The organism is uncultured Roseobacter sp. (assembly GCF_947495275.1).
Taxonomy (GTDB): Bacteria; Pseudomonadota; Alphaproteobacteria; order Rhodobacterales; family Rhodobacteraceae; genus Roseobacter.
Genome location: NZ_CANLYL010000016.1, coordinates 1 through 24,484, shown reverse-complemented (window position 1 = coordinate 24,484; position 24,484 = coordinate 1). Strand labels below are relative to the sequence as shown.

General features: G+C 59.3%; 24 protein-coding genes. 9 read left to right on the top strand and 15 right to left on the bottom strand.

From position 1 onward, the window contains the following. Positions 1 to 13 precede the first annotated feature (13 nt). The 3 genes from Q0802_RS21380 (at position 14) to Q0802_RS21370 (ending at position 1,572) form a co-directional block, all read left to right on the top strand. Entirely contained in the window at positions 14 to 415 is a 402-nt protein-coding gene (locus Q0802_RS21380) for a hypothetical protein (RefSeq protein WP_298921905.1), read from the top strand. Between the two features lie 69 nt (positions 416 to 484). Beyond that, the gene (locus Q0802_RS21375; protein ID WP_298921904.1) at positions 485 to 1,165 is read left to right on the top strand and encodes a DnaA N-terminal domain-containing protein; all 681 of its coding nucleotides are present in this window, start codon (positions 485 to 487) and stop codon (positions 1,163 to 1,165) included. 158 nt (positions 1,166 to 1,323) lie between these two features. Beyond that, on the top strand, positions 1,324 to 1,572 hold the full coding sequence (locus tag Q0802_RS21370; RefSeq protein ID WP_298921903.1) for a hypothetical protein: 249 nt from the start codon (positions 1,324 to 1,326) through the stop codon (positions 1,570 to 1,572). 82 nt (positions 1,573 to 1,654) lie between these two features. Here Q0802_RS21370 and Q0802_RS21365 read toward each other — a convergent pair whose 3' ends face one another. From Q0802_RS21365 to bchF, 15 genes are all read right to left on the bottom strand, one after another. Continuing rightward, positions 1,655 to 2,080, bottom strand: a complete 426-nt coding sequence (locus tag Q0802_RS21365) for a c-type cytochrome (protein WP_298921902.1) — start codon at positions 2,078 to 2,080, stop codon at positions 1,655 to 1,657. A gap of 73 nt (positions 2,081 to 2,153) precedes the next feature. After that, positions 2,154 to 3,368: a 5-aminolevulinate synthase gene (gene hemA / locus Q0802_RS21360; RefSeq protein ID WP_298921901.1), complete on the bottom strand. Its 1,215-nt coding sequence runs from the start codon at positions 3,366 to 3,368 to the stop codon at positions 2,154 to 2,156. Next, positions 3,358 to 4,176, bottom strand: a complete 819-nt coding sequence (puhE, locus tag Q0802_RS21355) for a putative photosynthetic complex assembly protein PuhE (protein WP_298921900.1) — start codon at positions 4,174 to 4,176, stop codon at positions 3,358 to 3,360. Before puhE ends, hemA begins: the two co-directional genes overlap by 11 nt. Continuing rightward, complete coding sequence (gene acsF, locus Q0802_RS21350) at positions 4,176 to 5,291, bottom strand: magnesium-protoporphyrin IX monomethyl ester (oxidative) cyclase (protein ID WP_298921899.1); 1,116 nt, start codon at positions 5,289 to 5,291, stop codon at positions 4,176 to 4,178. The genes puhE and acsF overlap by 1 nt, the downstream gene beginning before the upstream one ends. Beyond that, entirely contained in the window at positions 5,288 to 5,584 is a 297-nt protein-coding gene (locus Q0802_RS21345; protein WP_298921898.1) for a hypothetical protein, read from the bottom strand. The genes acsF and Q0802_RS21345 overlap by 4 nt, the downstream gene beginning before the upstream one ends. A 19-nt stretch (positions 5,585 to 5,603) precedes the next feature. Beyond that, entirely contained in the window at positions 5,604 to 6,071 is a 468-nt protein-coding gene (puhC, locus tag Q0802_RS21340) for a photosynthetic complex assembly protein PuhC (RefSeq protein WP_298921897.1), read from the bottom strand. Positions 6,072 to 6,075: 4 nt separating this feature from the next. Next, a complete protein-coding gene (puhB, locus tag Q0802_RS21335; RefSeq protein WP_298921896.1) occupies positions 6,076 to 6,711 on the bottom strand; it encodes a photosynthetic complex putative assembly protein PuhB in 636 nt (211 codons plus the stop codon). A 71-nt stretch (positions 6,712 to 6,782) separates the two neighbouring features. Continuing rightward, on the bottom strand, positions 6,783 to 7,550 hold the full coding sequence (gene puhA / locus Q0802_RS21330; RefSeq protein ID WP_298921895.1) for a photosynthetic reaction center subunit H: 768 nt from the start codon (positions 7,548 to 7,550) through the stop codon (positions 6,783 to 6,785). Between the two features lie 22 nt (positions 7,551 to 7,572). Then, on the bottom strand, positions 7,573 to 8,967 hold the full coding sequence (locus tag Q0802_RS21325) for an MFS transporter (RefSeq protein ID WP_298921991.1): 1,395 nt from the start codon (positions 8,965 to 8,967) through the stop codon (positions 7,573 to 7,575). Between the two features lie 32 nt (positions 8,968 to 8,999). Beyond that, positions 9,000 to 9,743, bottom strand: coding sequence for a magnesium protoporphyrin IX methyltransferase (bchM, locus tag Q0802_RS21320; RefSeq protein WP_298921894.1), 744 nt, complete (start codon positions 9,741 to 9,743; stop codon positions 9,000 to 9,002). Beyond that, complete coding sequence (gene bchL / locus Q0802_RS21315) at positions 9,743 to 10,642, bottom strand: ferredoxin:protochlorophyllide reductase (ATP-dependent) iron-sulfur ATP-binding protein (protein ID WP_298921893.1); 900 nt, start codon at positions 10,640 to 10,642, stop codon at positions 9,743 to 9,745. Before bchL ends, bchM begins: the two co-directional genes overlap by 1 nt. 55 nt (positions 10,643 to 10,697) lie before the next feature. Next, the gene (locus Q0802_RS21310; protein WP_298921892.1) at positions 10,698 to 14,270 is read right to left on the bottom strand and encodes a magnesium chelatase subunit H; all 3,573 of its coding nucleotides are present in this window, start codon (positions 14,268 to 14,270) and stop codon (positions 10,698 to 10,700) included. Further along, complete coding sequence (gene bchB, locus Q0802_RS21305; protein WP_298921891.1) at positions 14,260 to 15,783, bottom strand: ferredoxin:protochlorophyllide reductase (ATP-dependent) subunit B; 1,524 nt, start codon at positions 15,781 to 15,783, stop codon at positions 14,260 to 14,262. Before bchB ends, Q0802_RS21310 begins: the two co-directional genes overlap by 11 nt. Then, on the bottom strand, positions 15,780 to 17,066 hold the full coding sequence (locus Q0802_RS21300) for a ferredoxin:protochlorophyllide reductase (ATP-dependent) subunit N (protein WP_298921890.1): 1,287 nt from the start codon (positions 17,064 to 17,066) through the stop codon (positions 15,780 to 15,782). The genes bchB and Q0802_RS21300 overlap by 4 nt, the downstream gene beginning before the upstream one ends. After that, positions 17,063 to 17,596, bottom strand: a complete 534-nt coding sequence (gene bchF, locus Q0802_RS21295) for a 2-vinyl bacteriochlorophyllide hydratase (RefSeq protein WP_298921889.1) — start codon at positions 17,594 to 17,596, stop codon at positions 17,063 to 17,065. The genes Q0802_RS21300 and bchF overlap by 4 nt, the downstream gene beginning before the upstream one ends. Before the next feature lie 277 nt (positions 17,597 to 17,873). Between bchF and Q0802_RS21290 the strand changes: the two genes are divergently transcribed. From Q0802_RS21290 to idi, 6 genes are read left to right on the top strand one after another with little or no spacing between them, the layout of a single operon-like run. Next, the gene (locus tag Q0802_RS21290) at positions 17,874 to 18,656 is read left to right on the top strand and encodes a cobalamin-dependent protein (RefSeq protein WP_298921888.1); all 783 of its coding nucleotides are present in this window, start codon (positions 17,874 to 17,876) and stop codon (positions 18,654 to 18,656) included. Then, complete coding sequence (ppsR, locus tag Q0802_RS21285; protein ID WP_298921887.1) at positions 18,653 to 20,071, top strand: transcriptional regulator PpsR; 1,419 nt, start codon at positions 18,653 to 18,655, stop codon at positions 20,069 to 20,071. Before Q0802_RS21290 ends, ppsR begins: the two co-directional genes overlap by 4 nt. Positions 20,072 to 20,120: 49 nt before the next feature. After that, positions 20,121 to 21,029 carry a chlorophyll synthase ChlG gene (chlG, locus tag Q0802_RS21280; RefSeq protein ID WP_298921886.1) on the top strand — a complete coding sequence of 303 codons (909 nt, stop codon included), beginning with the start codon at positions 20,121 to 20,123 and terminating at the stop codon, positions 21,027 to 21,029. Next, positions 21,026 to 22,312, top strand: a complete 1,287-nt coding sequence (locus tag Q0802_RS21275; protein WP_298921885.1) for a BCD family MFS transporter — start codon at positions 21,026 to 21,028, stop codon at positions 22,310 to 22,312. The genes chlG and Q0802_RS21275 overlap by 4 nt, the downstream gene beginning before the upstream one ends. Positions 22,313 to 22,315: 3 nt before the next feature. Next, positions 22,316 to 23,494 (top strand): geranylgeranyl diphosphate reductase, encoded by a 1,179-nt coding sequence (locus Q0802_RS21270; RefSeq protein ID WP_298921883.1) that lies wholly within the window; start codon positions 22,316 to 22,318, stop codon positions 23,492 to 23,494. Next, positions 23,491 to 24,030 carry an isopentenyl-diphosphate Delta-isomerase gene (gene idi, locus Q0802_RS21265; RefSeq protein ID WP_298921882.1) on the top strand — a complete coding sequence of 180 codons (540 nt, stop codon included), beginning with the start codon at positions 23,491 to 23,493 and terminating at the stop codon, positions 24,028 to 24,030. The genes Q0802_RS21270 and idi overlap by 4 nt, the downstream gene beginning before the upstream one ends. The last annotated feature ends 454 nt before the right edge of the window (positions 24,031 to 24,484 follow it).

The following is a 24,484-nucleotide window of genomic DNA, read 5'->3' as shown; positions in this document are numbered from 1 at the left end:
GGGACGCTAATTCTTGTTTTTTTCAGATTTACGCGGATTTGGCAAAAAATGCAAAAGAGAATATGGTGAACGCGCGATTAACTGCCGCGAGCGGTTTGACCAGGCTTCACAAGCGGAAGCAAAAGAAAAGCCCGATTCGCCGATCCATCAAAAGGCGGGACTACAGATTGGAAGTTTTTCGAAATATTGGGGGACAGTTTCTGCGCACCACATCCTATTGGGTGACAAAACAACGCTATTGGGGGACATACAAGTCGTCCCCCAATACCTTTATACCGATATTTCTTTTCGATATATGATCTTTGCCGCCGATCAGATTCACTCAACGCTTGACAGAATCGGAACTTCGGACGCAAATCAGGGAACAGGATGGATTAGCGGCGGGTTTTGCGGGCTAACCATCACAAGAGGCTGATTGATCAGCCCGTATTTGAGGCAGGCGCAGCTTTTGAAAGCGCGCATCTTACAGAATGAAGGCAGGGCCATGTATTCCACGAAACCAGTGGGTCGCGGAGCTTCTGCGCGTAAATATGATTTGCTGACAGCACTTGGCGCATTTGCGCTGGCGTTGGGCAAACATGATCAACGCAGGGCACTTCGGCTGATTACTTTGATTACCGCGCGTTACAACTGGGCCCGCGACGAGCTTGCTGTGGGACAACGCGAAATTGCACGTCTGTGGTCGGTGGATGAACGTACGGTAAAACGTGAAATGGCTCTTTTTCGGGCCAAGGGCTGGCTTGTGGTCAAACGTCAGGGCGCGCGCGGGCGAGTGACCCAATATGGGTTGGGTATTGATCAGCTGTTGAGCGATACGGAAGCTGCCTGGGAGTACGTGGGCAGCGATTTCGAGTTGCGTATGGGTAGGGAGGTTCTGCCAGAAAAAGTTGTGCCTTTGCCTGTCCGCGGCAAGGTTGCAGTGCCCGATGTGTCAAGTGGCACGGAGTGGGCTCTCTCCAAAGCTCTGTTGCACGCAGAGGACATGGGCAGCTACTCCAGTTGGATCGCGTCTCTGGAGCGTGCCGAGAGGGCAGGGGGGCGCTTGACCCTCCGAGCACCGTCGAGATTTCATGCGGCATATGTTCAGACACATCTGGAAGGTCGCCTGCTGAAAGCCTGTCAGGAGATTGATGCCGATGTTGCCGAAATCCGCATCGTCGTCTGATCGATGGCATCAAACGTGGCGGAAGAGAAATCAGTTTGAAACAATCGAAACTTTGAACTGCCCGGCGCGACATCCGATTGAAACGCCAGCCCTACAATTTCGAGCTCAACGTCAGGTGCTTGCCTGAGGTTTTGTTTGAAATAGGAAAGGCTTGAACGATGACTGATAATTTTGATGGAAAGCTCATTTTTGCACGTGGCGCTGAGGATTTGGCTGGTGCGGAACGCACCACGCGCATGCAAATCCCGAAATCTCGGACCATTCCGGGGCGCATGGTCTCAACCGCTGCATTTCTGGGGTTGGTGTTCGTTGTTGGCGCATGTTCGATGCCGCAGGTAAGCCGGAATGCCGGAGCTGCGGATCACCCGATGAACGATTTTAGCGTGCCGCTGTTGATCAGTTACTAGACGGCGCGACCGTTGACGGGAGGCTACAAAAAACGCCGCCGCCCGGGCGAGGGGCGGCGGCCTTGGTCAGATTGCTGATGTATCAGCTTTGCGGGCCGACCGAAGCAAGGTAGGCGGCAACATCTTCGCCTCCCTTCTTGAGTTTGAAGGACATCCGCGACTTTGCCTTTGGATCATCCAGCGTGGTTTTGAGGAATTCGCGTGGGTCAGCGACATATTCCGCAAGGTTCGCTTCGTCCCAGACCAGCCCGGCTTCACCCGCCGCCACGATATCTTTGCCGTATTTGAAATCCGCAGTGCCGGCGGTCCGTCCGATCACCCCATAGAGGTTCGGGCCGGTTTTCCCGCCTTTGACAACAACCGTGCCATCATCTGCAACGATCATGTGGCAGGATTTACACTTGTTGAATGTTTTTTCGCCAGCTTCGGCATCTCCGGTGGAATGTCCGTCCGCAAATGCAGGGGCGGCGAAGCTGAGTGCAAGGATGGCTGCAAAGGTACGTGTCATCGTTATCTCCTAAGTTGCTTGAGACACAACGTAGGAGATAACAGCGAGAGTCAACAGTCACATTGCCGCGATATCAGGCAACTGCGTGGGAAATTGCGCATTGTTTCCAAAGGTCTTTGAGCGCGTTCACAAGATGTTCGATATCTTCGGTGCTATGCAGCGGGGAAGGGGTGAAACGCAGACGCTCCGTGCCTTTGGGTACTGTCGGATAGTTGATGGGTTGGACATAGATTCCGTACTGCTGCATCAGATAATCCGCGATCATCCGGCATTTGACCGGATCCTTAATCATCACAGGGATGATGTGGCTGGGGTTCTTCAGATGTGGGATACCTTCCATGTCCAGCCGCTTGCGCAGGTATGCGACGCGTTCGCGTTGCATTTTGCGTTCCGTGCTGGAAATTTTGAGATGCTGAATTGACGTTTGCGCAGCTGCGGCCACGGCAGGGGGCAGAGCGGTCGTAAAGATGAATCCGGAGGCGAACGAGCGGATAAAGTCGCAAAGGGCCTCAGAGCCCGTAATATAGCCGCCTACGACACCGTAAGCCTTACCCAATGTGCCTTCGATCAGGGTGATGCGGTCTGCCAGCCCCTCACGTTCTGAAATGCCGCCACCGCGCGGGCCGTAGAGCCCCACCGCGTGCACCTCGTCCAGATATGTCATGGCGTTGTGCTTTTCGGCCACCTCGACGATCTCTTTCATCGGGCAAATATCGCCGTCCATCGAATAGACGCTCTCAAAAGCCACGATCTTAGGGGCATTGGCGGGCAGGGCGGAGAGTTTGCGGTCCAGATCTTCGGGGTCATTGTGTCGCCACAGTACCTTGTTGGCACGAGAATGGCGGATGCCTTCGATCATCGAGGCGTGGTTCAGCTCATCGCTGAGGATCACACAGTCAGGGATGCGCGCGCCCAGTGTGCTCAGCGCGGCCCAGTTGGAGACATAACCCGAAGTAAAGAGCAGCGCCTGCTCCTTGCCGTGCAGGTCGGCCAGTTCCGCCTCCAGCAGCTTGTGATTGTGATTGGTCCCGGAGATATTGCGCGTGCCACCCGCACCCGCGCCACAATTGTCGATCGCATCCTTCATGGACTGGATCACCGCCGGGTGCTGGCCCATGCCCAGATAATCGTTCGAACACCACACGGTCACCTGATCAGGGCTATCATCGTCATGGCACCTGGCGGTAGGAAAGGCCCCTGCCTTACGCTCCAGTTCCGCAAATATCCGGTAGTTTCCGTCGTCCTTCAGCGCGTCGAGCTGTGCCTGGAACAGTGCATCAAAGTCCATGATGTCCCCCTTGGTGGTGTGTCGATTCTTGGGTGGGTTTGGGCGTCGGAAGCATCCAGCGCCAGAGTTTTTCGTCCGGGATGGGCAGAACCATCATCCAGTGTTCCAGCAGGGCCAGAACGGTGATGGCGGTCAGCAGGGAAAACCCTGCCGCCGTGCCGGGTGTTTGCGTGGCGTAGAGCCGTTCCAGCCAGCAGGCGGCGGCAAAGGTCAGTGCGGTGATCGATACCGGAAAGAGCCAGTTCAACTGGCGGTGCCGGAAATGGCTGGGCAAATGCGCCAGTGTCGAGGGCAGAAAATCAATGTTGATCTTGGGAACCCCCAGAAACAGGTTCAGCTTGGCGGAAATGCGGGCAAAGAAGAGCACCGCGAAGGTCCATGTGGCGAAATTATTGCTGGCAGCCAGGTTCCAGTCGATCAAAAACATGGCGATCAGCGTCGCGACCAGCAGCATCTCGTGATAGGCCAGCGTGCCCCAGGCGCGAATGAACCGCTCCCATTCCGGTACGTTTTCCGGCAAGGGGTTTCGGTTCGGCCCGGTGATGACGCCCGACAGAAACGCAAGCTCGACCCAGCCCCAGATCGCCAGCGCCGACAAGAACCCGACATAGGCCCCGAAGGCGGAGGTGTCGTGCAACGTTGCCCAGAAAGCCCAGACCCCTGCGCCCAGAAAGGGCAGGCCCAGAAGGACCGCGCGTTTGCGGGCGCGGGGTCCATCCCGGTCGGAGGATTTCACCACCCACAGGATCGCCCCGGTGGAAAACCACCAGACAAAAAGGGCGAAAAGGGCGGGGGTCCAGAAGCTCATTAGTAGGCGGGCTCCAGTCTGGTGGAAGCAGGCACCTGATGCTTCTTGGCCGGGATCGTGATCAGCGAGACAAAGGCGCTGACGGCCCGGACCTGTGCTCCGATCTTGGCAAAGAAACGGCCCTCTTCGGCCGCCTTGGCCAGATCGGCATTGGCCTTTTGCATTTTCTCCAACCCGCTTTGCCAACGCGGATGGTCAATATCGAGCGTGATCGGGAAGATCTGTTCGCTGAGCTTGGAGGTCTTGGTGAAGACCTCATGGGCATACCAGTCGGGATCAACCCCAAGCGCGTCGTGGAAGGCCGGGCGCTGGTGGTCGCGCACATACATCGTGGAATAAACCGCCGTGAGGAAGAATTTGATCCAGTAGACATTCATGCCCTGGGTCAGTTTCGGGTCGGTTTTCATCAGCAGGGCAAAGGCCTCTCCGTGGCTGAATTCATCATTGCACCACTCCTGAAACCACTTGAAAATCGGGTGAAAGCGGTGCTCGGGGTGTTTCTCCAGATGCCGGAAGATGGTGATGTAACGCGCATAGCCGATCTTCTCGGAAAGATAGGTGGCGTAATAGATGAACTTTGGCCTGAAGTAGGTATATTTCTTCTTCTGCGTCAAAAACCCGAGGTTCACCGCCACGCCCGCTTCGCGCAGGGCATCATTGATGAACCCGGCGTGCCGCGCCTCATCCCGTGCCATCAACTGGAAAAGCTGGGTGATGTCCTTGTTGTTGCCGCGGCGTTTCATTTCCTTGTACAACACGCAGCCCGAAAACTCGGCGGTGCAGGAAGAGATCAGGAAATCGATGAATTCCTTCTTCAGGCCGGGCTCCATTCCGTCCCAATCCACATGGTCCCAGTCTTCGTTTTTCTTGAAGTGGCCCTTGTTGGGGTCAGAGACCATCTGGGCTATCAGCTTGTCCCAATCTTCGCGCACCGGGGAGACGTCAATCGCGTCCATCTCATCGAAATCGGTGGTATAGAAGCGCGGCGTCAGCAGCGTGTTCTGCATGGCGACTTCGGTGGCGGATGTGCTGTCGAGAACGGATTGCGCCTCCTGAACCTTCAGGCTCTCTTCGGCGTCGGTGATCTCGGAGGTGTGTTTGATCGGGGCGTTCATAGCGTGACCTCCTCTGAGAAGGAAAATTCACACAGCTCCATGACCTCGAAATCGCCCGTCAGGCGGGTCCAGAGCTGTTCGAGCTTGCTGGCGCGGATGATCGTGGCCTCGCGGTCTTCGGAGACAATCTCACCAAAGGGGGCCATGATCTCCTCGCCATGCACTTTCACTTCGTCGCCCGGATAGATCACAGCGCCGTTGTTGAACCGCACATGCGCGTGCAGGCTCTCGAACTTGTGGCTGATTTCAACGGTGCAGGGCGCACGCTCAAATTCTTTCGTCAGTAGTCCCATGAGTGGCTTCCTCCTTGGGTCAGGGTTGGTCCAGCAGCCTGGCGAAGGTGCGGGTGTTGGATGCGCCGAAACCCATAAGCTCGGCTGACCATCCGGTGGCGGGGTCGAAAAGCGACAGGCGGTTGCCTGCGCGCAATTGCAGTAAAACGGGGACGGTGGGAGCGATCCCGACCTTGGCGCGTTCGCGGGCGATCACCCGCTCGACACCGGCAACAAATCCGCCCTTGTCGGCGGCAAAATCAGCGATGACGACACCGTGCACATCCAGCACCCGCGCGGCACCGGAGGCATCACCTGTCAGCACGATGGCCCGTTCGGCGATGATGTCGGCCACCGGGGGCGTGCTTTCCAGCGGCCGCCCGGTGAAGGTGGCGTAGCTGACAATGAGCAGCACGCAGGCCACCAGCCCAAACATCACCCGAACGAGGATACGGGGCACCAGATCGTCCGGCTTGGCATGGATGCGGGGCTGTGTTTGTGTTGTCACGATCTCACTCCGCCGCCACGGCGTTTTGCGGAGCCACCCGGACGATTTGCGGCATGGAAATGCGCGCTTCGGCAGCCTCTGCCAGAAGGGCCGCGACCTTTTCGGCCTCCGGAATGCAGCGCAGGGCGGGTTGTGTTTGCTTGATATGCCAGGGGCGCACATGCGGCCAGCAGACAAGGTAACTCAGCCGGGTGTCCCCCATGGTTTCCAGCGCGATGGTGCCGGTGCCGCGTTTGCGCAGATCCAGCATGGCGTTGCTGACCTGTGTGTAAGGCAGGTTGAGCGTGATGGTCAGTGCCGCCCCGATGCGCATGACCACGCGCGCATCCGTGACGGTATACATCGTCGCGCGCGCCTGAACGTAGGCCACCAGCATCAGCAATCCGCAGACCAGCAGACCCAGCAGAACGAAGGGCACAGCCGATCCGATGGCCTGACCCATCGGCAGCAGATCCACCACAGAGACGAAACGCCAGACCGCGAGCAGGATGAAATACCCCGCGACCCATTTGAGACTGAGCGCTTCGATGCTGAGCGCCCACCAATCGGGGCGTCCCTGCCAGAGGATTTCCTCTCCCTTGGGAGGCTCCGCAGGCAGCCCCTCAACAGGCTCGATTTCGAAGTCATCGTGATGAGACATGGCGAGTATCTCCTTGGGCGTTTCAGTATCGGGTCCGGGGCGACGGACCGCCCCGAATGGGTTTCACAGGATCAAAGCTTCGGTTCCGCGCGGTTTCCGGCGAACAATTTGCCGCCACCGTAGTATCCGGAGATTTTATCCTCTTCGAGCAGCGTCACCTGACGCGGGCTGGCGATTGCGGGGATTGTCGCGAAATGCTTGCCATAAAGCGCATGAACGTTCACGCGGTCCGATTTGATCTTGGCAAAGGTGATGGGCATCAGGCGCGTGCCGGAGCCCCATTTGCTGTCCAGTTCAACTTCAAGATAGCGCACAAGCTGTTCAGGCTCATCCAGCCACATATCGGTGATCTTGCCCACAATCTCGCCGTCGCCAGCCATGACGGGCAACCCGCGCGGGTCTCGCCCTGCGGCCACATGGAAACCTTCGGCACCGGACATCGGCACGATCTTGGGATGCCCATGACCGTCCAGTTCGGGTGCGTCGCGGCGCGGGGCCCAACTGGCCGGGCCAACGCCGTCCAGCATCGGATCGCCCGTAGGTTCCAGCGGATAACCGTTGCCCGGACCGACCCGCTTCAACGCGATATCGTCCCGCTCGGGCGTCTGACCGCTTGGCACGGTCACTTCACCACGCCCATGGGGCAGTTTGAACGTCTTGTCTTCGGGCAGCGGCCACATGCTGGGATTGGAGGACTTGTTGCCTTCATCGTCTTCCAGCGGATAGCCTTCGCGCATGTTCTCACGCTGGATGTAGATGATCAGGATCGCAAAGAAGGCGTAGAAGAGCCACAGCGACAGGCTCGCCAGATCAAATTCGCCAAAGAATGTTCCAGTCATGTTGTTTCCTCCTGAAACGGGGTCATGTGGGGAAATCGGCTAGGCCCAATGGCTGCCTGCCGCGTTCCGTCGGTGTGAGGGAGCCACTTTGGCGCACGAGCGGTCCCAGGATTACGAGCGTGGCGAACAAGAGGCCAATCTCAGTGTGGTAAACGAAGGAATATCCGGTTGCTGGGCTGTTGAGGGCCTCGCCCATATGGCCAGAGGTGGCCGCATGGTCGATCCAGTCCCGCAGGCCGCCACCCAGAGCGATGGAAAGACCCGCCGCCGTGGCCTGTGCTGCGCCCCAGGCCCCCAGCGCAAGCCCGCGCCCGGCGGTTCCTTTTGCGGGCATGCTCATCGCGGCCGTGAGCGTCGCCACGGCGAATAGGCCGCCGCCAAAGCCGATCAGGCCGGCACCGGCAAAAAACAGGACATTTGAATTCATCGGGGCCGCGAAAATCACCACGGAAAACGCCCAGATGCCGGCAACAATGCCGCCACCTGCGAGGCGGTAGGCGTTCGATCCTTTGGAAAGCTGTCGCCCGGCGAGGGCAAAACCGATCAGCGCGCCAGCCGCCCAAAGTGCGGTCAGCAGCGTTGTTGCCGAGACCGAAAGCCCCAGAATCTCACCGCCGTAAGGTTCCAGCAGCACGTCCTGCATGTTGAAGGCCATGGTGCCGACAAAGACACAGACCAGCAAACGACCCGCCTGACCCCCTGCCATGAAATCCTGCCAGGCATCTGCGAAGGCAGGGCGCGGGGTGTCGCGTTCGGCGCGGCTCATGGGACGTACATGTTCTTGTTTCCAAAGGGCAATTAACGTCAGGGCAACGCCCACGACGGCTGCCCCCTGCACCACACGGATCAGTTTCAGCGGGGTGAAGTCGGTCAGCAACGCGCCCATGATCAACGCCGAGATGCCCATGCCGACCAGAAACATGACATAGAGCAGGGCCACAACGCGCGGGCGGGTTTCTTCGGTGGCTCTGTCAGAGGCCAGTGCCAGCCCGGCGGTCTGGGTCATGTGCAGGCCCAACCCCGTCATCAGGAACGCAAGACCCGCCAGCACTTCACCGGCAAAGGGAATGTCGTGCACCACATCGCCGCCCAGCACCAGCAGCGCGAAGGGCATAATGGCCAGCCCGCCGAATTGCCACAGCGACCCAAACCAGAGGTACGGAATGCGCTTCCAGCCAATCGCGGATTTATAGGTGTCGGACCGGAAGCCAAGCAGGGCACGGAAGGGGGCGATCAGCACCGGCAGTGCGATCATCAAGGCCACGATCATCGCAGGAACGCTCAATTCCACGATCATCACCCGGTTCAGCGTGCCCAGCAGCAGCACCGAGGCCATGCCGACAGAGACCTGAAAGAGCGAGAGCCGCAGCAATTGCCCCATGGGCAAATCGGCACTTGCCGCATCCGCAAAGGGCATGGCTTTGAGTGACAGGCTTTTGAGGCGGGAACTCACCTGCGCACCTCCATCGCGTGGCTGATGTAGAAGCCCGAGGACACGCGCTCGACGGGGCGGATCTCCCCGACGACGCCATTGGCACGGGCGGCTTTCGCCAGAGGCCCTGGCGCATGCGGGATCATCACGGGGCTGCGGTCTGAACGCGGGAATAGCTTGCCCGCATACCACATGGCCATCAGGAGCCGCGTGCGCGGGGCCACCGTGAATACGATCACGTTGCCGGTGCGCGCTTCCAGTCCGGCCAGCGCCTGCGCGATATCATTGGCGTCATAATAGATCAGGCTGTCCATGGCGATGACGTGATCAAAACGGCCAAGCGCAGGGCTCAGCATGTCGCCGGAGTTGAAAGTCACCTGATCGCGCAGTTCCGATGGTAGGCGCTTTTCGGCAATGTCGACAAGGGCTGGTGAGATGTCGATGGCCAGCACCTCGGCACCGCGTTTTGCCAGTTCAACGGTCATCTGCCCGGCGCCGCAACCCGCATCCAGCACCCGGTGACCGGACAGATCAGCAGGCAAGCGGCTCAGCATCAAGGCGCGCATCCGGTCACGCCCGCGCCGCACGGTTTCGCGGATTTTGGACACCGGCGCGTCCGAGGTCAGACGCTCCCATGTTCTGGTGGCGGTCTTGTCGAAATAGGTCTCCACCCGGTCCCGCGTCGCATCATATCCGGGCCGCGCCTTTTGGGCGGGCTCGGACAAGGGTGCCTGTGGCGGGAAGGAGGCGACGTCGCGCATCAATCAAATCCCAACAGCTCGAAAATTTCGCGGTCCGGCAGCGGGGCAGGGGCCAGCGGTTCTGTCCCGTTCCAAAGGGTTTCGGCCAATCGGACATATTCGCGGCGCACCTGCACGACGTCTTCCTCATCCGGCATCTCGAACAGTGTCTTTTTCTTCAGCCGGGACCGCCGGATGGCGTCCAGATCAGGCATATGCGCAATTCGGTTGAAGCCCACGGTCTTGCAGTAACGATCCACCTCGTCGGTTTCGCGCGACCGGTTGGCCACGCAGCCCGCCAGCCGCACCTTGTAGTTGGCCGATTTCGCCTGCACCGCCGCGATAATGCGGTTCATTGCGTAAATGCTGTCGAAATCATTGGCGGTGACGATCAGCGCGCGGTCGGCGTGTTGCAAGGGGGCCGCAAAACCGCCGCAAACCACATCCCCCAGAACGTCAAAAATCACCACATCCGTGTCATCCAGCAGGTGGTGCTGTTTCAGCAGTTTCACGGTCTGGCCGACCACGTAGCCGCCGCAGCCCGTCCCCGCCGGCGGGCCGCCCGCTTCGACACATTTCACCCCGTTGAACCCGTCAAAGACGAAATCCTCGGCGCGCAGTTCTTCGGGGTGGAAATCAACCTCCTTGAGGATGTCTATCACCGTCGGCACCAGCGTCCCCGTCAGGGTAAAGGTGCTGTCATGTTTCGGGTCACATCCGATTTGCAGCACCCGCTTGCCCAGCATCGAAAAGGCCGCTGAGAGGTTGCTGGAGGTTGTCGATTTGCCAATGCCGCCCTTGCCATAGACGGAGAATACCTTGGCCCCTTCGATCCGGGCGGATGCGTCCTGATGCACCTGCACGGAGCCTTCACCATCCTGCCCGCGCAAAACCGGCGGTGTTCTGTCAAGTGGGCTCATATCAGTTTCCTTTCAAAGGGGCGCGCTCCCCTTGGGGTAAATGTGGGGGATGCGGTCATTGGGCCGCGATCCCTTCGAGTTGGTCCTCAAGTGCGTCTGCCGCGTCTTGCAGCGCGGAGAGTGTCTCTGCATCGGGAGACCAGTAATTGCGGTCATGGGCTTCCAGCAGGCGATTGGCCATGCGGCTGGAAGCTGTCGGGTTGAGATCGGCGAGGCGTTGGCGCATCTCTTCATCAAGCACGAAGGTTTCGGAAATGCGCTGGTAGACCCAGGGATCAACCTGACCGGTGGTGGCCGACCACCCCAGCGTATTGGTCACCGTCGCTTCGATCTGGCGCACGCCCTCTGGCCCATGTTTCAACAGACCTTCAAAGAACTTCGGATTGAGACTGCGGGCACGTGTTTCCAGCGCCACCTGATCCCGGAGTGTGCGGACCTTGCCGCTGCCGCGGGTCTGATCACCGATGTAGACCGCCGCGTCGGAACCTCTGGCGCGTTTGACGGCCCGGGCGATGCCGCCCAGCGTGTCGAAATAGTGATCCACCGTGGTGACACCCAATTCGACCGATTCAAGATTTTGATAGGCCACGTCGACCTCGGCCAGGGTGGCTTGCAGCAGCGCGGTATTGGCGGCGGCCTTGCCATCGGTGCCGTAGGCAAAGCTCTTGCGTGCTTCATAGGCATCAGCCAGCTCGTCTTCGTCGCCAAAGGCGGAACTGTCGACCAGCCCATTGACGTTGGACCCGTAAGCCCCTTCGGCGTTGGAAAAGACCCGCAAGGCGGCCTCTTCAATCTCACAGCCCGTCTTTTCCGCATAGGCCAGCGCATGCGCCCGAATGAAATTCTGGGCAAGCGGTTCATCGGCCCTGGCGCATCTCAGCGCGGCCTCGGCCAGCATGCGGGTTTGCAGCGGCAAGAGGTCCCGGAAGATACCCGAAAGCGTCATGATCACATCAATGCGCGGGCGCCCAAGCTCTGCGAGCGGGATCAGATCAGCGCCTGAAATCCGGCCGAAACTGTCAAATCGGGGCGTGCAGCCCATCAGCGCCAGCGCCTGTGCAATCGGGCCGCCATCGGATTTGATGTTGTCGCTGCCCCAAAGCACCAGCGCCACCGTGCGCGGCAGTGTCTTATGCGTCTCAAGCAGCAGTTGCGCCTGTTTTGCACCGTCCTGACAGGCAAAGGCAGTGGGCATGCGGAAGGGATCAAAGGCATGGATATTGCGGCCTGTTGGCAGGATTTCGGGCGAGCGGATGAGGTCGCCCCCGGCCACGGGCGGCGTGAAATGCCCGGCAAGGGCCGCCATCAAGGCATCAAGTTCGGTTTCTTTCTGCAAGAGATCATTGATCCGCGCGCGGGTCACGTCGTCCACCTCCGGCAGGATCGCTAGGTATTCCGCCCGCGCGGCGTCCGTCAGGGGTTGGCCGACAACATGCAGCCCATCCGGGATCAGCGCATCTTCGGTTTCAAGCAGTTTGATCCAGAGCGCCTCGGCAGCAATACCCTCCATATCGACGGCGGCGGCCTGTTCGGCGATCAGGTTTTCCAACTCCTCACGCTCTGACGCATCGGGGGCGGTGCCGCGCCAGCGGGTCAGGCTGTCCTTGAGTTCTGCCAGCCCCTTGTAAAGCCCGGCGGTGGCCAGCGGCGGCGTCAGATGGCTGATGGTCACCGCATTGCTACGGCGTTTGGCCAATGTAGCCTCGGACGGGTTATTGGCCGCATAAAGATAGACGTTGGGCATGTCGCCAATCAGCCGGTCGGGCCAATCCGCGCCCGAGGGTCCGGCTTGTTTGCCGGGCATGAACTCCAGCGCGCCATGCATGCCGAAGTGCAGCAGAACATCCGCCTGCAAGGTATTCTTGAGCCACAGGTAGAACGCCGTGAACGCATGGGTCGGGGCAAATCCACGCTCAAACAGCAGGCGCATGGGGTCGCCTTCATAGCCGAAACCCGGTTGCAGACCAACAAAGACCTTGCCGAAGTGCTGGCCCAGAACAAAGACACCACGCCCGTCTGATTGCACGCGCCCCGGGGCCGGACCCCATTGCGCCTCGATCTCTTTGAGCCAGGGCGTTTGGCGGACGATGTCATCAGCACTTACGTGAGCTGCGACATTGGCCTCCTGCCCATATTGTCGAGCTGTTCCTTCCAGTACGGCAGTGCGCAGGGCCTTAACTGACCCGGGCACTTCCACATCGTAGCCTTCGGTTTTCATGCGGTTCAACGTATTGAAAAGGCTTTCAAAAACGCTCAGGTAAGCGGCGGTCCCCGCAGCACCGGCATTGGGCGGAAAACCAAAAAGGACAATCCCGACTGTCCTGTTGAAAGTTTCAGATTGCCGTAGCTTCACTTGTTTTTCTGCGCGCGCAACAAGCGCCGCCACCCGTTCGGGACAGGGTGCCATCGCTTTGACCTGATCACTGGCCACACATTGATGCGCACATCCGCTGCATCCATTTTGCCCGTGTCGGCCGGCAAAAACCGTGGGCGTGGTGGCACCGTCCAGTTCCGGCAGCGCGATCAGCATCGTGGTCTCGATGGGCCCCAACCCCTGCGCCGAGGCTGACCATTGATCGAGGGTCTGAAACTCCAGCGGATGGGCCGCGATATAAGGCACATCAAGGCCGTTCAGCACATCAATGGCCGACGCATTGTCGTTATAGGCAGGACCACCGACCAGCGAAAAACCGGTCAGGGAGACCAGCGCGTCGATTTTCGCATCCGCGCCATCGCGAAAATAGGCATCAATGGCGGGCCGTGCGTCCAGACCACCGGCAAACCCGGCCAAGACACGGATACCGCGCGCTTCAAAAGCCCGGATGACCGCATCGTAATGCGCCGTGTCGGACGACAGCACATAAGAGCGCATCATCAGCAAGCCGACCGTCATTGTCGCGTTCTGAGGCGAGGGCGCTTGCGCGGCATCGGTGGTGATACGTCCCGGCAGATCCGGGTGATAAAGCCCCGCGTCGGGGTATTCGACCGGGGCGGCGGCGTCCGGTGCCAGATCCCAGCCGGGGTGTTTGGCATAGCGATTGATGAGAAAGCGCACCATCGCTTCGACATTGTCGTCAGAGCCGCCGAGCCAGTATTGCATGGTCAGGAACCATGCGCGCAAATCCTGGCTCTTGCCCGGGATAAACTTGAGAATTTTTGGCAAACGCCGCAGCAGTGCCATTTTCTGTGCACCGGATGAGCTGGAGGGTTTGGAGGACCCGCGCAAGCGCTTCATCAGCTTCATGGTGCCGGATTGCGGGGCCATCATGTCCAGCGACCCCATGCGCGTCAGCTTCACAATCGCCGCATCGGCAATCACGCCGATCATCGCATCACAATGGTCCCTGCGGGCCTCCAGCGCGGGCAGAATGCGCGAAATATGTTCTTCCAGAAACAGCAGGTTGGAGATGATGATATCGCCGTTCTGCACGGCCTCTTCCGCCGCCTCGAAAGCACCGGGGCTTTCGCCCCATTCGGCAGCCGCATGGATCGACAGCGACAGGCCCGGATAGTCCTGGCTCAACCGGTCCATTGCGCGCATCGCCGGGCCAGCCGCATGGCTGTCGAGCGTCAGGATCACGACGCGATATCCGGGCAACTGCCCGTTTATGCCACGATCATCGCGCATAGTGGGCCTTGGCCTCGTAAAGGGTTTCAACGCTGATTTCCGCAACACCGCGTTCACTGGCGAAGGTTTCGGTATTGCGCCGGGCCTTGCCACGCACAAAAAACGGTATCTTCTTCAATTCCCGTTCCGCGTCATCGAGCCAGATGACATTGCTGGCGGGCGCGGGCATCTGGGTGTCAGCCCCTGCCACGTCCGGCTTGGGCGCGTGACCACCATGATGCGACGGGCCCGCTGCATCGTGAAACTCGAAATCGTCGCGGAACATGTGCAGCAGGTGTTCCTCCAGCCCCATGACCAGCGGATGCACCCAGGTGTCAAAAATGACATTGGCCCCTTCGATCCCCATCTGCGGCGAATAGCGCGCCGGAAAATCCTGCACATGGACGGGCGCGGAAATGACGGCGCAGGGGATGCCAAGGCGCTTGCCGATATGGCGCTCCATCTGGGTGCCAAGGATCATTTCCGGCTGGAGGGTTTCGATCACGCGCTCGACTTCCAGATAGTCGTCGGTGATCAATGCCTCGACGCCGTAATCCCTGGCGAGGGCGCGGATCGGGCGTGCCATCTCGCGGTTGTAGCAGCCAATGCCCACCACCTCGAAACCCATCTCGTCACGCGCAATGCGCGCCGCTGCGGCCACATGGGTGCCATCGCCAAACAGAAAGACCCGCTTGCCGGTCAGATAGGTGCTGTCAACGGATTTCGAATACCACGGCAGGCGCAGCCGCGTGTCGTCCAGATAGGGTTTCAACCCGGTAATCTCCGCCACTTCCCTGACGAAATCGCGGGTGGCGCCGACGCCGATGGGGACGGTTTTGGTGTAGGGCTGATCCAGTTCGCGCGCCATCCAGCGGGCCGCGGTCTCCGCCGTTTCGGGATACATCAGCACGTTGAAATGTGCCGCACCCAGACGCTTGACGTCCGAGGGCGACGCGGTCATCGGGGCCACCACATTCACGCTGATACTCATATCCGACAGCAAAGAGGTGATTTCCGTGATGTCATCGCGGTGCCGGAACCCCAAAGCGGTCGGCCCGATCAGATTGCAGGTGATCTGCGCCGTTTTTTGCATTGGTTCGGCCAGCGCACGCACGATCTGGAAGAACGTCTCATCCGCGCCAAAGTTCTCTTTGCGCTGATAGCTCGGCAGTTCCAGCGGAATAACGGGCACGGGAATGTCCATGGTTTCGGACATGCCGCCCGGATCATCCTGGATGAGTTCCGCCGTGCAGGACGCGCCGACGATCAGCGCCTCGGGCTCAAACCGCGCATAGGCATCCTGCAGCGACGTTTTGAAAAGGTTCGCCGTGTCAGACCCCAGATCGCGCGCCTGAAATGTCGTGTAGGTCACGGGTGGACGGTGGTCGCGCCGTTCAATCATGGTGAAGAGAAGATCGGCGTAGGTATCGCCCTGTGGCGCGTGCAGCACGTAGTGCAGCCCCGTCATGCCGGTTGCGACACGCATGGCGCCTACATGCGGTGGGCCTTCATATGTCCAGACGGTCAGCTTCACGCGCTTGCCTCCAGTTTCAGGAGGTCAGACCGGCGCACGGGACGGGAAAAGAGACCCGCCAGATCGCCGGCCTGTTCGTAAAAATGCACCGGCGTGAAAACCAGTTCGATGGCCCATTTTGTGGCCAGACCTTCGGCTTCCAGCGGGTTGGCCAACCCAAGGCCGCAGACCGTCAGGTCGGGCCGTGCCGCGCGGCACCGGTCAAGTTGCAGATCAACGTCCTGGCCTTCTGACAGCGTTGGCCCTTGCGCCAACATATCGAGATCCGGCCCCACGATGCCTTTGTGAATAAAGGGCGCGCCCACCTCGACGGCCTCCATGCCACATTCGCGGGTCAGAAAACGCGCGAGCGGGATCTCAAGCTGGCTGTCGGGGAAAAAGAAGATGGATTTACCCTGCAAGGCGTCTGCCGCTTGCGAAATCGCTTTGCGGGCCCGGGCGCGGGGGGCTTCGGTCACGCGATCAAATGTCTCCTGACTGACGCCGAATTCCTGCGCGATCACACGCAGCCATGCGGTGGTGCCTTCTTCGCCAAAGGGAAAGGCAGCCGCCAGATGACGCGCGCCACGCCGTTCCAGAGCGGCATGCGTGTCGCCGAGAAAAGGTTGCGTCAATGCGAAAACGGTGTTCTCACCAACGGCCAGATCCGTGTCCGACCGCGGGGCTGGCAGGACCTTGACCGGGCCGATGCCCATGTCCGTCAGCAGCGACACGGCCTGCTCTTCCACCACATCCGGCAATGCGCCGACCAGCAGCAACTGGCGCGCATCGGTTTGCGGCAAAACCGGCACCATTGAGGCAAGGCAAGCGTCTTCGCCTTGCGTAAAAGTCGTCTCAATGCCCGATCCGGAGAAATTCAGCACACGAACAGAAGGCGCGTATTTTTCCGTCATGCGTTCCGCCGCGCGGGACAGATCAAGCTTGATCACCTCGGACGGGCAGGACCCGACCAGAAACAGTTGCTTGATGTCCTTGCGCCGGGCCAGCAACTGGTCGACGACCTTGTCAAGCTCCGCATGTGCATCCGCGAGACCGGCAAGGTCGGTTTCTTCGAGAATCGCCGTGCCGAAGCGTGGTTCGGCAAAAATCATCACACCAGCGGCGGATTGCAGCAGATGCGCGCAGGTCCGGCTGCCGATCACGAGGAAAAAAGCATCCTGCATCTTGCGGTGCAGCCAGATGATACCGGTCAACCCGCAAAATACTTCACGTTGGCCGCGTTGCTTTAGAATCGGTTCGTCGCGGCAACCACCGGAAGTTACAAGGCGCGGGAGTTCGGTCATGCGGGCACCTCGCTTGCCGAATTTGGCGTCATGTTTGCCTGCTTGCGCGCCGCTCGCAACTTAAGGATGAACTGGGCCGCGTTGATCACATAGGCGGCATAGGCCGCCAATGCCAACGCCATCAGTGAGGCGGGTTCCAACGCGCCGGAAACAAGCGCCCAGACATAGGCTGAGTGAAGGGCAATCACGGCAAAGGAAAAGACGTCTTCCCAGAAGAATGCCGGCGCGAAAAGGTATTGGCCGAAAACGACTTTTTCCCAAATCGCACCGGTGATCATGATCGTGTACAACAGGAAGGTTTTGATCAGGATTGACAGGGTTGCAACTTCATAGCCCAGGCCGCTCATAAGATAGCGTATGACCAGTGCCAGGGAGATCAGAAATACGGCAAATTGAAGGGGGGCCAGAATGCCCTGAATCAGGGTCCAAATGGTTTGGTCGCGACGGGCGCGTTCTTCAGCCGTGTAAAGACCTGCCGGGGCCGATTTTCGAGCCTCTTGGCTGCACATCGTGCGGATGCCCTCTCCCATTTTCTGCCTTTAACGGTAGCGGCTATGTTGGAAAAGTGTCAACTATAACTTACATAGGTGACTAACTGGATTGACACCTGGGGGAGTGCGAAACTCCGAGGATAACGCTTGGTTGCTTCGATAATAAGTGAAAATCGGGGTTTATTGATGAAGTTGCGGCTGCTGAAATTGGGAAACATGTCAATTTGATTTGACATTGTGGCCGTCAACGTCGAGATTTTAGGGGAAGTTTTGCACGGTGTGCCGTGAGGGCTTCAGAAATTGCACGGGTGGAACCATGTCGCAATCTGATCACATAACCGCACGTGGCTTTCAACATAACCGGTCCAGTTTTGTGGATGGGTATGTTTCGTCAGCCAGTTCAATGATGTCCGTCACGCAGGCGGCTAATCGGGACGAGGGTTGTCAGGACGCACTGGATCATCTTGTGCGTGCCCTCCTTGCGAAACGCATCTTCGAGCCATTTGTCATTCTGGATGAGCTCAGGGAGCGTGATCTGTCCCTTGATACGATTGTCGATCTGTTTATCCCGCGCGCAGCCTGCGCGTTGGGTCAGGAATGGAAGGACGACGAGATTTCCTTCGCGGACGTTACCATCGGGGCGATGAGACTTCAGGCCTTGCTGGACGAAACGATGGCGCAAGTCGACCTCGATGCGGCCCTGATTGATGACCGGCCGCAGTCGCTGGTCGTATTGCCGAAGGGCCAGCAACACTTCCTGGGCGTCAATGTGATAGCGGCCCAGCTGCGCCGGTTGGGCTGTGGGGTGAGCCTGTCGTTTGATGAATCCATGGGATATCTCAACGCACGGTTGAAGGATGAGCATCCTCAACTGATTTTGATCTCCTGCGCGCGGCGCGAGACCCTTGAAACTGTCTGCGAGACCGTGCAAACCATTCGGGCAACCTTGTCAGATAGCCCGGTGATCGCCCTTGGAGGCGGGGTTCTCGACGAAGCAGAGAATTTGAAGGATCGGACGGGCGTGGATATTGTAACCAGAAGCGTGAAAGATGCCTTGGCGTTTTATGCGCATCATGATCAAGCGCTGACGGGTTTATGACCAAGGGTGCAAATACCTTCTGGAGCAGCGGCGCTGTTCCCCTGATCGAACCTGAGTTTTTAAGCAGTATCATCGGCGCGGCATCAGACATTGCCTTGGTCATTTCGGCAGAAGGCAAGATCCTCAGCGTGGTATTGAACACCCACAGTGAGTCCTTTGGCAATCTGAAGCATTGGGAAAGCCGCCCGTTGGTTGAATTTCTCACCCGGGAGACAGCACCGAAGTTTGAGGCCGCCCATGCTGCTTATCTTTCCGGTGAAGTTCCGAACAAACCGCTGGAGTTGAATCACTACGACAATGCGGTTTGGCAATACCCGGTTCGCTACACTTTCCACCGCTTTGGGCAGGAGAATGCCGCTCTGCTGTTGGGGCGGGATTTGCGTCCTATCGCAGAAACGCAACAACAGCTTGTGCAAGCCCAGATTGCTTTGGAACAGGGCTATGAGACGCGCCGTGAGTTCGATGCGCGGTTCCGGGTTTTGCTGGCGAACGCGGATCAGGCGATCGCTTTTGTCTCCGTGCAGACCGGGCGCATCGAAGACGCGAATGAGGCGGCGGCGGCGTTGCTGGGTTTGAAGGTCGGCGCGCTCAAGGGCGGGTCTTTTGCACATTATTTCTCTGATCGCGCAACGGGTGAGCTGATTGAAAGCCTGATGAACGCCACATTGTCTGAGGAGGGGGGCAGCGTTCAGCTGCGTTCTTCCCAGTCGGGGCAGTCGATCATCGTGCGGCCAGTGGTGTTTCGCGCCGGAGGCCAGCGCATCCTGTTGTGTCGGCTTGCCAGCGAGGGCGATGCGACCGCACCGGATGCGGCTGCTTCGCAGGCTTTGGCATTGTTCCGTGCCGGTAGCGACGCCATGGCCTTTCTGTCGGGCGAGGGTGTGATCACTTCCGTCAACGAGAGTTTTCTCGATATGGTCGGAGCGGCGCATCTGACGGATGTGGTGGGACGCAGTTTCTCGGACTTTCTGGGGCGCGGACGCATCGATCTGGATGTTCTGACAGATCGCAGCCATCGCGGTGGGCAAATGCGGATTTACGCCACCAAGCTGATCAACGACCTGGGTGCCAGGCTCTCTGTCGAGATTTCGGCAACGCCCCTCGATGCGTCGGGCGATGCCATCGTTGGCTGCGTCGTCAGGGATGTCAGCCGTGGCGAAGCCGCGCGGGGATCCGCAACAATTCCCGCTCAGACGCCCGCACAGCCGGCGCGGAGTGTCATGGATCTTGTCGGATCGACTTCGCTCAAGGAGATTGTGGCCGAAACCACCGATGTGGTCGAAAAAATGTGCATCGAAACAGCGGTTGAACTCACTGGTAACAACCGCGTGGCCGCCGCGGAGATGCTGGGCCTGTCACGCCAAAGCCTCTACGTGAAGCTGCGCAAATACGGATTGCTCAGCAAGAACGGGTAAACCTGCCTGACCTCTTGCGCCGACTCAAAGTGTCAGTCATAGTTTACACATGTCTGTCACTCAGGTCATACAGTCGCGCCGTTTTCCTGAACCAGCAGCCGCGCTGCGACTTATCAAACCCATTACATGGTTTCCGCCAATGTGGGCGTATCTGTGCGGTGTGATCTCATCCGGTGCCTCGCCATCGGGACAGTGGTTGCTTGTTGTGTTGGGCGTCATTCTGGCGGGTCCCATCGTTTGCGGCATGAGCCAGGCGGCCAATGACTGGTGCGACCGGCATGTGGATGCCATCAACGAACCCGATCGGCCCATTCCGTCAGGACGCATTCCCGGTCGTTGGGGCCTTTGGATTGCGTTGCTCATGTCTGCACTATCACTTGTGGTGGGTTGGCAATTAGGGCCATGGGGTTTTGGCGCCACGATCCTCGGGGTCCTCGCGGCCTGGGCCTATTCCGCCGAACCCATTCGCCTGAAACGGTCTGGCATCTATGGTCCCGGCCTTGTGGGGTTGAGCTATGAAACCCTCCCTTGGTTCACCGGTGCGGCGGTACTGGCCGCGGGTGCACCTTCGGGCGAAGTGATCTTAGTCGCCGTTCTCTATGGCATCGGGGCACATGGGATCATGACCCTGAACGACTTCAAGGCGTTGGAAGGAGATCGTCAGACCGGCGTTCAATCGCTGCCTGTCACCCTGGGGCCGGAACGCGCCGCCAGGGTCGCCTGCGCCGTGATGAGTGTGCCACAGGTAGCCGTGATTATCCTTTTGTTCCTGTGGGACAAACCATTCCATGCGTTAGGCGTTCTGGCCGTTTTGTGCGCACAGTTCTGGGCCATGACGATCATGTTCAAGGACCCGAAAGCCAAGGCGCCCTGGTACAATGGAACGGGCGTGTTGCTTTATGTCAGTGGCATGATGATCGCGGCCTTTGCCCTGCGCGGATTGGGGGGGCTGTCATGACGTTGAGCTGGCTTTCCATTGTGCGTCTGGGTCTGGTGCAGATGTGCCTCGGTGCCATCGTGGTGCTGACGACCTCTACGCTGAACCGGCTGATGGTCGTTGAACTGGCCTTGCCCGCGGTGCTGCCGGGTTTGCTGGTGGCATTGCACTACGGCATCCAGATCACACGCCCGAACTGGGGGTTTTTATCGGATACCGGCGGCAACCGGACACGCTGGATCATCGGTGGTATGATTGCCCTTGCGCTGGGGGCCATGCTGGCCGCCTATGGCGTTGTCCTGCTGGAGACCAGCTTTGCGATTGGTATGATCCTTTCGGTGCTGGCCTACGCGTTGATCGGACTGGGGGTAGGGGCCTCAGGCACCTCTCTGCTTGCGCTTCTGGCAACGGCCACCGCCCCGCATCGCCGTGCCGCCGCGGCCACCATCAGTTGGCTGATGATGATCGCGGGCATTGCGATTACGGCCGGTGTGGTAGGCGCACAGCTTGACCCTTATTCCTCTGCGTTGCTTTTGAAAATCGTCGCCTTCGTGACCGGTGGCGCAGTAGTATTGACCTGCCTTGCCATCTGGCGCGTCGAAGCGCAGGTGGATGCAGCCCCGGAACCAACCCAGATGCCCTTTCGCGCAGGACTTGCTGAAGTCTGGTCGGAGCGCCATGCGCGCAACTTCACCCTCTTCGTGTTTTTGTCGATGACCGCATATTTCATGCAGGAACTCATTCTGGAGCCCTACGCGGGCCTTGTTTTCCAGTTCACACCGGGCCAGTCGACCTCTCTTTCCGGCGCTCAAAATGGCGGCGTCTTTCTGGGCATGGTACTGGTCGGCCTGATGGCCACCGGCTTCAAGATCGGAAGCCTCAGGGCCTGGGTTATTGGCGGCTGTCTGGGCTCCGCCCTTATGCTGGTGACAATCGCCCTGCTGGGAAATGCCGGCGCGGGCGCGCCGCTGCTGCCCGCCGTGGTTGGTCTGGGGTTTTTCAACGGTGTTTTCGCGGTGGCGGCCATCGGGTCAATGATGGCACTGGCCGGTCAGGGACGCGTGGCACGCGAAGGCACGCGCATGGGGTTGTGGGGCGCCGCGCAGGCCCTGGCCGCCGGGTTCGGCGGATTGGTCGGTGCGGCAATGGTGGATATCCTGCGCGCAACGCAAACCAGCGATGCCGCCGCATTCGGCAGTGTTTTCATTTTTGAGGCGGGGCTCTTTCTGGCCGCTGCCTATATGGCGCAGCGGGTAATGGAACGGCCCGTCCTGCCACATGAAGCTTTGGTTCCGGGAGAATGAACCATGTATGATGTCGTTGTCGTTGGTGGCGGTCCTTCCGGGGCGACGGCCGCGCTTGATCTGGTGAACTCCGGTCACAAAGTTGCACTCCTGGACCGGGAGGGGCGGATCAAACCCTGCGGGGGGGCCATTCCGCCCCGGCTCATGCAGGACTTCGACATCCGCGACGAACAGCTTGTTGCCAAGGTCAATACCGCCCGCATGATTTCACCCACCGGGCGTCACGTGGACATTCCCATCGAAAACGGTTTTGTGGGCATGGTCGATCGCAAGGATTTCGACCCCTTCCTGCGCAACAGGGCCGCGGAGGCCGGGGCGGATTTGCTGACCGGCACGTTCCTGCGCATCGAGAGAGACGGCCAGGGGCCTGCGGTGCTCTACCGCGAAAAAGCCACTGGTGCGGAAAAGCGCCTGCCCACAAAACTGGTGATCGGTGCAGATGGCGCGCGTTCAAAAGTAGGTCGTGCCGAGGTGCCGGGGGGCGACAAGATCCCCTACGTGCTGGCCTATCACGAGATCATCAAGGCACCCGCCAAATCAGCGGTCTATGACCCCGTGCGCTGCGACGTGATCTACGATGGAGAGATTTCGCCCGATTTCTACGGCTGGATTTTCCCCCACGGGGACAGCGCCAGCGTGGGCATGGGGACAGAGGTCTCCTCGGTCGATCTCAAGCAGGCAACGGCGGCCCTGCGCAATGCGGCGGGTTTGAGCGACTGCGACACATTGCGCCGCGAAGGCGCACCGATACCGCTCAAACCACTGGACCGCTGGGACAATGGCAAGGACGTGCTACTGGCGGGCGACGCTGCGGGCGTTGTGGCACCATCTTCGGGTGAAGGGATCTATTACGCCATGGTCGGCGGCCGCGTCGCGGCAACCGCCTGTGCGGCAGCACTGGCTTCCGGACGGGTCAAGGATTTACGGCTGGCGCGCGCCTTGTTCATGAAAGAGCACAAGATGGTCTTCAAAGTCCTGGGTTCCATGCAGAACGCCTATTATCGCAATGATGACCGACGCGAACGTTTCGTGTCACTGTGCCACGATGTTGATGTCCAGCGCCTGACGTTTGAAGCCTACATGAACAAGAAACTGGTGCGCGCCCGTCCGATGGCGCATCTGAAAATCGGCATCAAGAACCTTGCACATCTGACCGGACTTGTGGCACCGACCCGTATATGACGATCATGATCCCGGCCTGGGTAGACGGCACGCTGACACCTGTGGAAAAACTTGAAGCGCATCAAAAAGGGTTGCGGCACAAGGCGGTGTCGGTGTTTGTGCTGGATGGTGACGCGGTGTTAATGCAACAGCGCGCGTTGAGCAAATACCACACACCTGGCTTGTGGACGAATACCTGTTGTACGCATCCGGCTTGGGATGAAGCACCACTGGATTGTGCCATTCGCAGGCTGAACGAAGAGATCGGCGTGACCGGTCTGAGCCCGCAGCACCGGCATCATCTGGAATACCGTGCGGATGTTGGGGGCGGCCTGACCGAGCATGAAGTCGTCGACGTATATGTTGCCGAAACCTCCGCTGATCTCTCGATTACCGAAAATCCCGATGAGGTTATGGCCGTGGAATGGATGCGCTTCGGTGAGTTGCAAAAGAGAGTGGCCGAGGAACCAAAGCGCTTCACCCCATGGCTCAAAATTTACCTACGCGACCATGGCGCGACCATTTTTGGTGATCTGGCGGCAGCTACGGTCTCTTGATGAGACCGTGCGGGTCGACGAGTCGCTGGTTGCCACGTGTTCGCGAAAAGGCCGCACTTTTCCTGAATAGGGCGGTTCGAGTAAAAAAGAAACGCATTGCCATGGGCCTGATGGCGTACTCCAGCCCAGCTCAGGGCGACAAATACATATCGCGAATCCTAACCGATCCGTGTGTCCTGCAGCTGACTGCGGCGACGCCCTTCAATACCGACCTAAACAGTCGCGTCTATTGATTTGCAAGCTGCTCTATCAAATCCCTCTGGTAGCAACTGCAGACACGTTGCACTGGTCGGCCTGGGCTTGTGAATCTAATCAGAAGCGCAATTTCTGATATGTCGTTTTATGCCACACAGTTCTGGGTTTTCGTCAATCTGCTTTTGAGCAGCCCCACTTGAGTGGTCCAAATTGAAAGTTAGTGCATGATTGGCCTTTGGTCCATCAAGACGATGGCTTC

Coding starts and splice junctions, on each gene's coding strand:
- Q0802_RS21375 (WP_298921904.1), top strand. CDS start 485: ATGTATTCCACGAAACCAGTGGGTCGCGGAGCTTCTGCGCGTAAATAT.
- Q0802_RS21370 (WP_298921903.1), top strand. CDS start 1,324: ATGACTGATAATTTTGATGGAAAGCTCATTTTTGCACGTGGCGCTGAG.
- Q0802_RS21365 (WP_298921902.1), bottom strand. CDS start 2,080: ATGACACGTACCTTTGCAGCCATCCTTGCACTCAGCTTCGCCGCCCCT.
- hemA (WP_298921901.1), bottom strand. CDS start 3,368: ATGGACTTTGATGCACTGTTCCAGGCACAGCTCGACGCGCTGAAGGAC.
- puhE (WP_298921900.1), bottom strand. CDS start 4,176: ATGAGCTTCTGGACCCCCGCCCTTTTCGCCCTTTTTGTCTGGTGGTTT.
- acsF (WP_298921899.1), bottom strand. CDS start 5,291: ATGAACGCCCCGATCAAACACACCTCCGAGATCACCGACGCCGAAGAG.
- Q0802_RS21345 (WP_298921898.1), bottom strand. CDS start 5,584: ATGGGACTACTGACGAAAGAATTTGAGCGTGCGCCCTGCACCGTTGAA.
- puhB (WP_298921896.1), bottom strand. CDS start 6,711: ATGTCTCATCACGATGACTTCGAAATCGAGCCTGTTGAGGGGCTGCCT.
- puhA (WP_298921895.1), bottom strand. CDS start 7,550: ATGACTGGAACATTCTTTGGCGAATTTGATCTGGCGAGCCTGTCGCTG.
- Q0802_RS21325 (WP_298921991.1), bottom strand. CDS start 8,967: ATGCCCTTTGCGGATGCGGCAAGTGCCGATTTGCCCATGGGGCAATTG.
- bchM (WP_298921894.1), bottom strand. CDS start 9,743: ATGCGCGACGTCGCCTCCTTCCCGCCACAGGCACCCTTGTCCGAGCCC.
- bchL (WP_298921893.1), bottom strand. CDS start 10,642: ATGAGCCCACTTGACAGAACACCGCCGGTTTTGCGCGGGCAGGATGGT.
- Q0802_RS21310 (WP_298921892.1), bottom strand. CDS start 14,270: ATGCGCGATGATCGTGGCATAAACGGGCAGTTGCCCGGATATCGCGTC.
- Q0802_RS21300 (WP_298921890.1), bottom strand. CDS start 17,066: ATGACCGAACTCCCGCGCCTTGTAACTTCCGGTGGTTGCCGCGACGAA.
- bchF (WP_298921889.1), bottom strand. CDS start 17,596: ATGGGAGAGGGCATCCGCACGATGTGCAGCCAAGAGGCTCGAAAATCG.
- Q0802_RS21290 (WP_298921888.1), top strand. CDS start 17,874: ATGTCGCAATCTGATCACATAACCGCACGTGGCTTTCAACATAACCGG.
- ppsR (WP_298921887.1), top strand. CDS start 18,653: ATGACCAAGGGTGCAAATACCTTCTGGAGCAGCGGCGCTGTTCCCCTG.
- chlG (WP_298921886.1), top strand. CDS start 20,121: ATGTCTGTCACTCAGGTCATACAGTCGCGCCGTTTTCCTGAACCAGCA.
- Q0802_RS21275 (WP_298921885.1), top strand. CDS start 21,026: ATGACGTTGAGCTGGCTTTCCATTGTGCGTCTGGGTCTGGTGCAGATG.
- Q0802_RS21270 (WP_298921883.1), top strand. CDS start 22,316: ATGTATGATGTCGTTGTCGTTGGTGGCGGTCCTTCCGGGGCGACGGCC.
- idi (WP_298921882.1), top strand. CDS start 23,491: ATGACGATCATGATCCCGGCCTGGGTAGACGGCACGCTGACACCTGTG.